This window comes from Streptomyces sp. NPDC049627, assembly GCF_044465645.1.
Lineage (GTDB): Bacteria > Actinomycetota > Actinomycetes > Streptomycetales > Streptomycetaceae > Streptomyces.
Genome location: NZ_JBITLW010000010.1, coordinates 346,605 through 358,666, shown reverse-complemented (window position 1 = coordinate 358,666; position 12,062 = coordinate 346,605). Strand labels below are relative to the sequence as shown.

The window sequence follows — 12,062 nt, the reverse complement described above, 5'->3', positions numbered from 1 at the left end:
AAGTCCAGTCCGAGTCCTGAATCACCGGCGCACAGCCGGGTGCTAGTCGCCAAGGAGTACACCGAATGCCGTCAGCTTCGACGAGCCAGCCGCAGGAGCCCGCCACCGACCTGCGGACGGCCTCCGACGCGGCCGCCGACGTCCTGGAGTTCCCGGCCACCTACGCCCAGCAGGGACTGTGGTTCTTCTACCGGCTGAACCCGCACAGCGCCTTCTACAACGTGTCGATGGTGCACCGGCTCAACGGCGAACTGGACACCGCCGTGCTCCGGCTGGCCCTGAACGACGTCGTACGGCGTCACGAGGCGCTGCGCACGACGTTCCGCGAGCACGACGGCGAGCTGCGCCAGGTCGTCGCCGACGCCGTGGACATCGCGCTCGACGTGCACGAGGCCGCCGGCTCCGCGGCCGACGGGACGGCCCCGCACGAGGTGCCCGCGGTGCGCGAGCAGCTCACCCGGCTCATCCAGGCCCCCTTCGATCTGGAGAACGGCCCGCTGCTGCGCGCCACCCTGGTGCGCACCGCGCCCGCCGACCACCTCTTCGTCCTGTCGATGCACCACATCGTCGTGGACGGCTGGTCCTTGGGCATCTTCCTCCGGGAACTCGGCGAGGCCTACCGGGCCCGCCGGGCGGGCGAGGCCCCGCAACTGCCGGAGCTGGCCATCCAGTACGGCGACTACGCGGAATGGCAGGCCGAGCAGCTGCGCGGGCAGGCGCTTCAGGACGGACTGGAGTACTGGCGCACACGGCTGAGCGGCGATCTGCCCGAGCTGCGGCTGGCCACCGACCGGCCGCGCCCCGAGACCCGCTCGTTCGCGGGCGCCCGCTTCGACTTCACCTTCGACGAGGAACTCACCGCCCGCCTGAAGGAGATGTGCCGGGCAGCGGGCGTCACCCTGTACATGGCCCTGTTCGCAGGCGTCTCCGCCCTGCTGCACCGCTACACCGGTCAGGACGACTTCATCCTCGGCACCCCGATGGCCGGGCGCGACGACGCCCAGACCCAGCCGCTCATCGGCTCGTTCGTCAACACCCTGCCGATGCGCGCGGACCTCTCGGGCGACCCGTCCTTCACCCGCCTCCTCGGCCGGGTGCGGGAGATGAGCCAGGGCGCCTACGCGCACGACGACATCCCGTTCGAGAAGATCGTGGAGGACGTCGCACCGCAGCGCGGCATCGGCGCCAACCCGCTGTTCCAGGTCACCTTCGCGCTCCAGAACTACGAGCTCGGCGGATTCGAGCTGGCAGGCGTGCGCGCGGAACGGATCGCCGTCGAGGAGGGCACCGCCCGCTTCGACCTGGAGGTGCACTGCTGGGACGACCCGCACCGGCTGCGCGGCTCCTTCGTCTACAGCACCGATCTGTTCGACCGCGCCACCATGGAGCGCATGGCGGCGCACCTCACCAAGGTGTTCGAGGGCGCGCTGGCGGACCCCTCCCGGACCGTCGGCGAGCTGTCCCTCCTCACGGAGGAGGACCGCCGGGTCGTGGACGCCGTCGCCGGCTCCGACGCCGCGTTCGACGCCGAAGCCACCGTGCCGCGGCTCTTCGCCGCCCAGGTGGCGGCCCGCCCCGGGGCGACGGCGGTACGGGCACCCGGAGCCGACCTGTCCTACGCGGAACTCGGCGCGCGCGTGAGCACGCTCGCGGCCCGGCTGCGCGGCGCCGGGCTCACGCCGGGCACCCGAACCGGCCTGCACCTCGCCGGCCCGGTCGACGAACTCGTGGGCACCCTCGCCGTCCTGGCGGCGGGCGGCGTGTGCGTGCCCCTGAACCCGTCCGACGACCCGGCGCTGCTGGGCCGTTCCGCCCGCCGCACCGGACTCTCCCTGCTGCTCACCCGAGGCGAGGCCGGCGACTGGGCCGCCGGCCTTGCTGCCCTGGACCTGGACGCCGCCGACCTGGACACCGTGGACGCGGGCTCTGTCGCGAGCGACGCCGGCCCGGACACGGCGCAGCCGGCCGGCCCGCCCGTCGGCAGCGCGCCCGCACTCCTGCTGGACCTGCCGGGCGGCCCGTTCGTCCTCGACCACGCGGGGCTCGCCGACCGGCTGATCCGGCTGGCCGGGCTGTCCGCGCTGACCACCGGCGACCTCGTCGCGCGGCAGGCGGCCCAAGGCCAGGAGCGCGCCGTGTGGGAGGCGCTGCTTCCGGTCTGCCACGGGGCGAGCCTGGTGGCCGCCGACGGGGCAGGCCCCCCCGAGGACGCCACCGTGGTGATCACAGCGGACTCCGACCTGTCCCGCCTCCTCGCCGCGGACGCGCCGGCCGTCTCCCCGCGGGCCCTGCTGTGCCTGACATCCGTGCCCTCGCCCGCTCTCGCCCGGCGCTGCCACGACCGCTTCGGCTCCGCGGCGCGCTGGGTGTACGTCACCCCGCACGCGGGTCCGGCCGGTGTCGCCGAGGCGGCCCCGGCGGACGCGGCCGTGCTGTTCACGCCCCTTCGCGCGGTCCGGGTACTGGACGGGCACGGGGCCGCCGTCCCGGTCGGCGTCCCCGCCGAGGTGCAAGCCGGTGGTCCGGGAGTGGCCCTGCCCGCCGCGGGGGACGGTCCGGTGGCCCGGGCCGTCGGCCGTGACATCGGCCGGATCACCCCCGACGGGAAGGTGGAAATCCTCGGCCGCAGTCCTGGTACCGCCGTCGTCTGCGGCGTGCCCGTCGACATCGCCGAGGTGACCACGGCGATCCTGGCCGAGTCGGCGATCGCCGACGTCGCGGTCGTCGAGCGCCGTACCACCGCCGGACACACCGAGCTGGTCGCCTACGCCGTCCGCCGCGGCCATGTGCCGTCGCACCGCGTCGTGCAGGCCGCGCGTGCCGCGCTGCCCAGCGGCGCCGCCCTGGCCGCGGTGGTGTTCGTCACCGCCCTGCCGCGCACATCCGGTGGCCGGGTGGACACCGCCGCGCTGAGCGAACTGCCCGTCCTCGACGACGAGCTGGCCGCTGCATGGGAGCAGGCGCTGTCCGAGCGGGATGTCCCGGCGGTCGTGGTGGTCGCCGAGAGCGACCCGGCGCCGGCCACGGACGATGTCGTCGATCCGCGGGCCCTCGCCCGCGACACCGCCGCCGAGAACGCCCCGACCGACGATGCCGGGACGGCCGGGTACCCGGATGTGCCGGCGATCAGCAGCGGCGGGCCCGCGCTGGACCCCGGCGCGGCGAACCTGGCCGAGGTGCTGCGCCGGGCCGCCACCGACCCGGCCTGCGGTGACATCGTCTACGTCTCCCCCGAGGGGGAGGAGGACCACCAGACGTACGGCGAGCTGCGCGACGAGGCTTCCCGGGTGCTGGGCGGGCTCCGCGCGCTGGGCGCGCGCCCCGGCGACAAGGTGATCCTCCAGCTCGCGGACAACCGCGACTTCGTGACCGCTCTGTGGGCCTGTGTGCTGGGCGGGTTCGTCGCCGTACCGCTCGCCGTGTCGCCCACCTACGCGGAGGACACGGCCGCCACCAACAAGCTCGTCGGCGCCTGGACGCTGCTCTCGGAGCCCCTGCTGCTCACGGACCGCACCCTCGCGGACCCGCTGCGCGGGTTGATGGACCGGCTCGGGCGGCAGCAGCTCCGGCTCGCCGTGCTCGACGACCTGCGCGACGCCCCCCGGGCCACCGACTGCCACGACTCCCAGGCAGACGACCTGGTCCTGCTGCTGCTGACCTCCGGCAGCACCGGCCGCCCCAAGGCCGTCGAACTGCGCCACCGCAACATCCTGGCCCGCACGGTCGCCGCCCAGCACGTCTACGAACTGACGCGACAGGACGTCTCGTTCAACTGGATGCCGCTGGACCACGTCGGCGGCATCGTGATGTCCCACATCCGCGACGTATACGTCGGCTGCCGGCAGATCCAGGCCCCCACCCAGTGGGTGCTCGCCGATCCGTTGCGCTGGACGGCCAAGATGGCCGAGCACCGTGTGACGACCACCTGGGCCCCGAACTTCGCCTTCGGCCTGATCGCCGAACGCGCCGGCCGGCTCGCCGGGCAGGACTGGGACCTCAGCGCCCTGCGCCTGATCATCAACGGTGGTGAGGCCATCGTCCCCCGGGTCACCCGGCGCTTCATGGAGGCGCTGGCGCCGCTCGGGCTGCCCGCCACCGCCATGCGTCCGGCCTGGGGCATGTCGGAGACGTCCTCGGGCGAGGTCGACGACCGCTTCGATCTGGAGACCTCCGCCGACGACGACCAGTTCGTCTGCGTCGGCGCACCCTTCCCGGGGTTCACCATGCGGATCGTCGACGGCGAGGACACCGTCGTCCGCGAAGGAGTGCCCGGGCGGCTCCAGGTCAAGGGCCCGGCGGTCACCTCCGGATATCACCTGAACCCGGAACAGAACGCCGAGTCGTTCACCGAGGACGGCTGGTTCGAGACCGGTGACCTCGCCGTGCTGCGGGACGGCAGGCTGACGATCACCGGGCGGGCCAAGGACGCCATCATCATCAACGGCCACAACTTCCACAGCCATGAGCTGGAGGAGTGCGTCGAGGAGCTCGACGAGGTCGAACGGTCCTTCACCGCGGCCTGCGCGGTGCGCACCGCCGACAGCGCCACGGACGAACTGGCCCTGTTCTTCAGCCTCAAGGACGGTGTGGCCGAGGCCGAGGCGATCTCCCGCATCCGCGCCAAGCTCCTGCGCGAGGCCGGTGCCCATGCCTCCTACCTGGTGCCGACAACCCGGGACCGCATCCCCAAGACCGAGATCGGCAAGATCCAGCGCACCCTGCTGCGCAGGCAGTTCGAGGCCGGCGAGTTCGCGGCCGAACTGCGGCGCACCGGAGCTGGAACGGACGATGACACGACGCTGCCCAACTGGTTCCACCGGCCCGTGTGGCGGCGGGCCGCGGTCGGACCCCGGCCCGTCGCACCGGCCGTCGGCCACACCCTGCTCGTCGCCGACGGCCACGGACTGGCGGACGCCCTGGCAGGCCTGTTGCGCGACCGCGGCGAGCGTTGCACCGTCCTTCCCGCCGACACCGTCCACTCCCCGCAGACGCACGGTGTCGACCGCGTCGTCCACCTCGCCGGCTACGCCCCGTACCAGGAGTTGCCGACGCGCACGGAGGAACTCGCCGCGGCCTACCGCGAGGGGCCGCTGGCACTCGCGGAGCTTCTCGGTGCCGTGGTCCGGGCCAACCCCGAGGGCCGGCCGGTGGCGCTGACCGTGGTCGCCACCCACAGCCAGTGGGTGCGTGAGGGCGACCGCGTGGTGCCCGAGCGGGGTGCCTGTGCCGGCGTGGTGAAGTCCGCCGGCCAGGAGTACGACTGGCTGCGCGCCACCCACCTCGACGTGGAGCCGCTTGAGCCCGCGGAGCTGGCGCACAGGATCCTGGAGCTCCTCGACGCCGCCGGCAACGAGCCCGAGCAGGCGCTGCGCGCCGGGGAGCGCTGGGTGCGCCGTATCGAGCGGCTTCCCGCCGCCCCGTCCGCGACCGCCGGATTCCGCCGCGGCGAACTCGTCGTCGTCAGTGGCGGCCTGGGCGGCCTGGCCGCCGAGACCGCGGCCCATCTGCTGTCCGTCCACGGCGTACGACTGCTGCTGCTGGGCCGGACCGCCCTGCCGGCCGAGGAGGCCTGGGACGAGGTGCTCGCCGCCGGCGGAACGACCGCCGAGCGGATCGCCGTCCTGCGCCGGCTGCGTGCCCTCGGCGAGGTCCACTACGCGGCCGCCGACGTCACCGACGAGAAAGCCGTGCGTGCGGCCGTCCAGGACGCCGAGGAGCGTTTCGCCGCGCGGGCGGCCACCGTTGTCCATCTCGCCGGCCACTTCCACGAGGCTCCGGTGACCGAGGCGGGCGAGGACGACTGGTCGGAGGTCACCCGGGCCAAGGTGCTCGGCGCCGCCGTCCTGCACCACCTGGTCAAGGACCGGCCGGAAGCCCGCTTCCTGTCCTACTCGTCGGTCAACGGCTTCTTCGGCGGCGCCAACGTCGCAGGCTACGCCGCCGCCAACGCCTTCCTGGACGCGCTGGCGGTGCACCAGTCCACCACGCACGGCATACGGGCCCAGAGCTTGGGCTGGACCATGTGGGACGAGCTGGGACTCAGCCGCGGCTACGCCCTGAAGGCCCTGACCGAGGCCCGCGGGTACCGCGTACTCGCTCCCGGACAGGCCGTCTCCTCCCTCGACGTCGCCCTGCGGCACGCCACCCCGCACGTGCTGATCGGCCTGGACCACACCGCGCCATGGGTGGCCGGCAGGCTGCTCACCCCCACCGCGCCACTGCACCGGCTGGTCGGCTACCGCACCGCCGGGTCCGCCGACGACGGCCGCGGCGCCCCTGGTCTGCCCGACCGCTACGGGACCCGCACGGACTGCGAGTTCGCCCTGGTGGCCGAGCTGCCCGTCACCGAGAGCGGAGAGGTCGACCGGCGGCGCCTGGCCGAGGCGGGAGGCGCCGGTGCCTCGACCGCCGCGGCCGACGACCGTCCGAACAGCGCGGCCGAGCAGGCCATCGCCGCCATCTGGTGCGATCTGCTGGGACTTCAGGAGGTCGGTGTTCACGACAACTTCTTCGACATCGGCGGTCACTCGCTGCGCGCGGCCATGCTGCTCAGCCGGCTCCGCGCCGAGTTGGGCGTGGACCTGACCATCGCCTCGCTCTTCGAGAACCCCACGATCGCCGGCCTTGTCCGGCACCTCGACCCGGGGGCGGCGGCCCAGGACCCCCTGGCCGTGGTGCTGCCGCTGCGCCGCGAGGGCGACGCCTCCCCGCTGTTCTGCCTGCATCCCGGCGGCGGCATCAGCTGGTGCTACTCCGGCCTGCTCGGCGGCCTGCCGGACCGGCACCCGGTCTACGGCATCCAGGCCCGCGGGCTGAACGGCGAGGGGCCGCTGCCCGCGACTTTGGACGAGATGGTCGAGGACTACCTGGCGCAGGTGCGCGAGATCCAACCGGTCGGCCCCTACCACTTCCTCGGCTGGTCGTTCGGCGGCGTGATCGCCCACGCCATGGCGACCCGGCTGACCGCCGAGGGTCACCGGGTCGGCGTCCTGGCCATGATCGACGCCTGGCCGGCGGACCCGGAGCTCGACCCGGAGTTCGGCGACGACCTGAACGTCGAGAAGGAGATGCTCGGCGCCCTGCTCGCAGACGCCGGGTACGAGGGCCCCGTCGGCGACGATCTCACCCGCGCCCGGGCGCTGCAGATCCTGCGCAGCGAGGGCAGCCCCCTCGGCAACCTCACGGAGGAGAGCATCACCTCGCTCGTCGCCATCGCGACGAACAACATCCAGTTGCGCGCCGGCGAACTCCGGCCGTACGACGGCGACCTGCTTCTCTTCCATGCGGCCGGCGACGACCGCGACGCGGACGCCGTGACGCGCAGCTGGCGGAGGTTCAGCACGGGCCGGATCGACAACCGCCCGATGCCCTACGGCCACAACAGCATCATTCACCCCAAGCCGCTGGCTGAGATCGGCGCGGCCGTCGGGGAACGGATGGTGAACGGATGACCCGCCCGCCGGCACCACAGGAGAAGATCATGACCAATCCGTTCGACGACCCGGACGCCGACTACCGCGTGCTGGCCAATGACGAGGGTCAGCACTGCCTCTGGCCTCAGGAGCTGGACGTCCCGCAGGGCTGGAGCACCGTGCGGGGCGCGGGCACCCGGCAGGAGTGCCTCGACTTCATCACCGAGAACTGGACGGACCTGCGTCCGGCGAGCCTGACGACCGCTCAGGACGGCCTCCGGTGAGCGACGCGAGGACGCCCGTCGGCGTCGACCTGCTCAATCCCGACGTCTACGCGGTGGACAACCAGCCCCGGCTGTGGCGGCGGTTGCAGAACGAGTGCCCGGTCGGCTGGCACGAACCCACGCCCGGCGTCCCCGGGTTCTGGGTGCTGTCCCGCTACGCGGACATCATGGAGGTGTTCAAGGACACCACCACCTTCAGCTCGGCCCGCGGCAACATCCTGGGCACCCTGCTGGCGGGTGGCGACCCCGCCGGCGGGCAGATGCTGGCCGTCACCGACCCACCGCGCCACCGCGACCTGCGCCGCATCCTCCAGGGCGGCTTCTCGGCACGGTCGATGCGACGCATCGCCGACAGCGTCCGGGCGGTGGCGCGGCGGCTGGTCGCCGAGGCCGTCGAACGCGGCGGCTGCGACTTCGTGGCGGACATCGCGGCGCGCATCCCGCTGGAGGCGATCTGCGAACTGCTTGCCGTCCCCGTCGAGGACCGCGCGCGGATGCTGGAGCTCACCTCGGCGGCGCTCGACGCGGACAGCACGCCGATGGAGGCCGCCAAGGCGCAGAGCGACATCATGAACTACTACGCGAAGCTGGTGCCCGAGCGCCGGGCGAACCCGCAGGACGACGCCGTGAGCATGCTCGCGACCGGCGCGGTCGACGGGCGGCCACTGAGTGAGGTCGAGGTCTTCCTCAACTGCTACAACCTCATCATCGGCGGCGACGAGACCACCCGCTTCTCCGGCGCCGGCGGCCTGCTCGCGCTGATCGAGCACCCGGACCAGTGGCGGCTGCTCAAGGAGCGGCCCGACGTCATCGACAGCGCCGTGGAGGAGATCGTCCGCTGGACCTCGCCCGCGCTGCACATCGCGCGGGTGGCGACGGCCGACACCACCGTCCGGGGGGCCCGGATCGCCGCGGGCGACATCGTCACCCTGTGGATCGGCGCGGCCAACCGGGACGAGGAGGTCTTCGAGGACCCGTACTCCTTCGATCTGGCGCGTACGCCCAACAAGCACATGGCGTACGGCTTCGGGCCCCACTTCTGCCTGGGCGGCGCGCTCGCCCGGATCGAGATGCAGATCCTCTTCGAGGAGATACGGGATCAGGTGGGTTCCGTCAGTCTCGCCGGCGACGTCGAGTACTCGCGGTCCAACTTCCTCACGGGCGTCAGCAGGCTGCCCGTCGCCTTCACCCCGAGCACCCTGAAATCCCCCAGCACGGAAGAGGCATGATGCCGAGCACCATCGGCCCCCGACTGCGCCCGGCGCTGGACGCCGTTCCCGGCTACACGCCGGCCCGGCTCCCCGTCGGTACGGCACCGGTCCACAGGCTGGCCGCCAACGAGAGCCCCTATCCGCCGCTGCCCGGCGTGCTGGAACGGCTCGCGGTCACCGCCGGGGACGCCCACCGCTACCCCGACCCGGGGTGCCGCGAGCTCACCGCCGAACTCGCCGCCCGGCTGGACGTCTCGGCCGCGCACATCGCGGTGGGCACCGGCTCGGTCGGCGTCACCCAGCAGCTGCTCCAGATCACCGCCGGCCCGGGCGACGAAGTCCTCTTCGCCTGGCGCTCCTTCGAGGCGTACCCCGTGATGACCCGGCTCGTCGGTGCCGTACCGGTCCAGGTGCCGCTGACCGGCGACGAACGGCACGACCTTCAGGCCATGGCCAGGGCTGTGACCGGGCGGACCCGGTTGGTCATCGTGTGCAATCCCAACAACCCGACCGGCACCATCGTGGGCCGCGCCGACCTGGAGGCGTTTCTGGACCGGGTGCCGGCGGACGTCCTGGTGGTCCTGGACGAGGCGTACGTCGAGTTCGCCGACGACCCGGACTACCCGGACGGCGTCGAGCTCTACCGCGACCGCCCCAACGTCTGCGTGCTGCGCACCTTCTCCAAGGCGCACGGGCTGGCGGGCATGCGGGTCGGCTACGCCGTCGCGCACGAGCCGGTGGCCCTGGCCCTGCGCAAGGCCGCGGTCCCCTTCGGCGTGAGCCAGCTCGCCCAGGACGCGGCGGTCGCCTCGCTGCGCGCCGAGTCCGCGATGCGCGAACGTGTCGCGGCGCTGACGGCCGAGCGCGCCCGTGTCGTCGGGGAACTGACGGCACACGGCTGGACCATCGCGGCGACCCACGCGAACTTCGTGTGGCTGCGACTCGGCGACCGCACCGTGGAGTTCGCCGACGCGTGCGCCGCGGCGGGCGTGTCCGTCATGCCGTTCCCGGGCGAGGGCGCGCGGGTCAGCATCGGAGACGCCGCGGCCAACGACGCGTTCCTGCGCAGTGCGGCGCGATTCCGGACCGGGCCGGCGGCGGTGGAGCGGCCGTGCACCGCATGACCACCGCCGTGGCGGAGCGCAGGTTCAAGGACGTGATGGCGGGCGTGAGCGGGCCGGTGACCATCGTGACCGCCTTCGACGAGGGCGTGCCGCACGGGACCACGGTCACCGCGTTCGCCTCCCTCTCCCTCGACCCCCCGATGGTCACCGTCGCGCTGAGCGAGAGCTCCACCCTGCTCCCCAAGATCATCCGGTCGGGACGGTTCGGGGTGAACCTGCTCGCCGCCTCCCAGGAGGCACTGGCCGGCCGCTTCGCCCGGCGTGACGTGGACCGCTTCGCCGATGCCGACTGGCACGCCGACAACGGGCTGCCACGGCTGGCCGGTTGCCTCGGATGGGTCGCGTGCGACGTCGCGCGGACAGTCCGAGGCGGCGACCACGTCCTGCTTCTCGGAACGGTGACGGACGCTCGGCGGAGCTCCCCGGAAGCTCCCTTGATCTACTTGGACCGTGCCTTCGGTACGCTCCTTCCGGGCCCTGGGAACACGCCCTCCATCACGTCAAGGACTGTTTCATGAGCGAACGCGTCATCACGCCGCGCAACCGTGGTTTCCTCTTCCTGGACGCGCACCCCGCCGGCTGCCGCCGCCTGGTGAACGACATGTGGGACTCGGTCGATGCCCGGCCCACGCAGAGCCTCGGCGAGGATGCGCCCGTGGCCCTCGTCATCGGCTCCTCCGCCGGCTACGGACTGGCCGCCGCCGTCGCCGGGCTCGCCCGCGCGGGGATCCGCGGCGTCGGCGTCTCCTTCGAGAAGGCGCCGAGCGCGCGCAGGACCGGCACCGCGGGCTGGTACCGCACCGCGGCGACCGCCGAACTGGCCCGGAAGGCCGGGCGGGAGATGCGCTTCCTCAACGGCGACGCGTTCTCCGACGGTATGAAGGAGCAGGTGGCCGACCTGGTCGAGCAGCGCTTCGGGCGGCTCGACCACCTGATCTACTCCGTGGCGGCCCCCCGCCGCACCGATCCCGAGACGGGCGTCACCTACTCCTCGGCGCTCAAGCCGATCGGATCCACGGCCTGCACCAAGACCCTCGTCTTCGACGAGGACGGGAAGCCGGACGTCCGGGAGGCGGTGACCGAACCGGCCGACGAGGACGAGATCGCGCAGACGGTCGCCGTGATGGGCGGCACCGACTGGGAACGGTGGGTGTCCCACCTGGCCGGCCGCGGGCTGCTCGCCGACGGCTTCAGCACGGCGGCCCTGTCGTACATCGGCTCTCCACTGACGGCCGACATCTACCGGCAGGGCACCATCGGCGCCGCCAAGGCCCACCTGGAGCAGACGGCCCGGGCGCTCGACGCGCGGCTCGGCGACCTCTGCGGGGGGCGCGCGGTGACCTCGGTGAACGGGGCCGCCGTCACCCAGTCGTCGACGGCCATCCCCGGAATCGCCCTGTACACAGGCCTGTTGCGGGGGGTCCTCGGGGACCGCATGGTGTCCCCGGTCCGCCAACTGTCGCAACTGTGGGACCAGTTCACCGGCGTGTGCCCGCTCGAGACGGACGACGAGGGGCGGGTGCGGCTCGACACTTGGGAGCTCGCGCCCGACGTGCAGGACGCCGTCGCCGATCGCTGGCAGGCCGCCACCACCGCGAACATCACCGACGTCGCGGACCTTGACTGGTTCCATGACCGCATCCGGCAGCTGTACGGCTTCAGCGTCCCCGGCGTCGACTACTCCGCCCCCGTCGAGACCGATGTCCCCTGGCCCGCCGACTGATGAGCGGACCGATGTCGCCGTCGTGGGCACCGGCCCATGCGTCCTCGGGGTTGCTCACCAGGAGGCGCTGAGGAGCCACCACTGGTTCTGATCGGGCCGGTCCGTCCGACATGCCAGTTGTCGGTCTGCGACCAGCCCTCGCAGTTGCCGCCGGTGTATGCCGTGGTGAAGACGGCGTCATGGTTGGCGAACCACACACCGGGATAGAAGCTGATGTGGCCCAGGGGCCTGGTTCCGGTCAGGCACCGGGTCGCCGCACACGACGGCGCAAGGGGCCCGCACACACGGTCAGCAGATCCACGTGCACG

General features: G+C 72.8%; 6 protein-coding genes. All 6 read left to right on the top strand.

Annotated elements, in window-relative coordinates:
* The first annotated feature begins 65 nt into the window (after positions 1-65).
* From ACIBU0_RS27985 to fabV, 6 genes are read left to right on the top strand one after another with little or no spacing between them, the layout of a single operon-like run.
* The gene (locus ACIBU0_RS27985) at positions 66-7,451 is read left to right on the top strand and encodes an SDR family NAD(P)-dependent oxidoreductase (protein ID WP_398823624.1); all 7,386 of its coding nucleotides are present in this window, start codon (positions 66-68) and stop codon (positions 7,449-7,451) included.
* A gap of 29 nt (positions 7,452-7,480) precedes the next feature.
* Positions 7,481-7,696 (top strand): MbtH family protein, encoded by a 216-nt coding sequence (locus ACIBU0_RS27980; protein ID WP_398823621.1) that lies wholly within the window; start codon positions 7,481-7,483, stop codon positions 7,694-7,696.
* Positions 7,693-8,925 (top strand): cytochrome P450, encoded by a 1,233-nt coding sequence (locus ACIBU0_RS27975; protein ID WP_398823618.1) that lies wholly within the window; start codon positions 7,693-7,695, stop codon positions 8,923-8,925. Before ACIBU0_RS27980 ends, ACIBU0_RS27975 begins: the two co-directional genes overlap by 4 nt.
* Complete coding sequence (gene hisC / locus ACIBU0_RS27970; protein ID WP_398823615.1) at positions 8,922-10,031, top strand: histidinol-phosphate transaminase; 1,110 nt, start codon at positions 8,922-8,924, stop codon at positions 10,029-10,031. Before ACIBU0_RS27975 ends, hisC begins: the two co-directional genes overlap by 4 nt.
* Positions 10,028-10,549: a flavin reductase family protein gene (locus ACIBU0_RS27965; RefSeq protein ID WP_398823612.1), complete on the top strand. Its 522-nt coding sequence runs from the start codon at positions 10,028-10,030 to the stop codon at positions 10,547-10,549. Before hisC ends, ACIBU0_RS27965 begins: the two co-directional genes overlap by 4 nt.
* Positions 10,546-11,754 (top strand): enoyl-[acyl-carrier-protein] reductase FabV, encoded by a 1,209-nt coding sequence (fabV, locus tag ACIBU0_RS27960; protein WP_398823609.1) that lies wholly within the window; start codon positions 10,546-10,548, stop codon positions 11,752-11,754. The genes ACIBU0_RS27965 and fabV overlap by 4 nt, the downstream gene beginning before the upstream one ends.
* Positions 11,755-12,062 lie beyond the last annotated feature (308 nt).